Annotated in this window: 1 protein-coding gene; it reads left to right on the top strand. The window is 42.3% G+C overall.

Going from position 1 to position 555, the window contains the following annotated elements; genetic code table 11:
• Positions 1 to 366: 366 nt before the first annotated feature.
• The coding region (locus tag SB754_RS19190; protein WP_410784009.1) for a TraY domain-containing protein at positions 367 to 555 on the top strand (189 nt) is incomplete at its 3' end.

Here is a 555-nt window from a genome sequence, read left to right as displayed (position 1 = left end):
GTTATGTTCAATCAGGGTAATCGGGAGATACAAAAAAAGCCCCGAAGGGCTTCTGAACGATTCATGTTGCAGTGACTATTTTTTTGACGATTTGCTGGGTTTTAAGTCCGGTGTGTTTCCCGGAGTGTTTTTGTTATCACGCTGACGTTGATCTGGTTTCCCAGTTGATTCAGCAATGCGTTTCGGACCAGGTTTCAGAGCCATAAAAAATGTCCTTTAACTGTTTCAGAGGAAAACCCTCAAACTGTATTTATCAACAGTTATGGTTGTTATCAATAGGCACATGATGATTATTTTTTGGTCTTTAAATTTAAGTGCTGTATAGTTTGATATACATGTATATCAATAGTAATTCAGGAGGATTGTATGCTTGCTATCCGACTATCTGATGAGATCGAGTCAAGGCTGGAGTCCCTTGCGAAACAGACGGGCAGAACAAAGACGTTCTATGCGCGGGAAGCGATTCTTACTCATCTCGAAGATCTGGAAGATTATTACCTAGCGGCGGAAACAGCTGCGCGTATCCGGCGTGGTGATGAATCCATGCATTCGTCC

Origin of the sequence: Leifsonia sp. SIMBA_070 (assembly GCF_046534635.1) — a bacterium.
GTDB lineage: Bacteria > Actinomycetota > Actinomycetes > Actinomycetales > Microbacteriaceae > Leifsonia.
The sequence above is the reverse complement of the archived record's forward strand: the minus strand, read 5'-3'. Positions and strand labels throughout refer to the sequence as shown.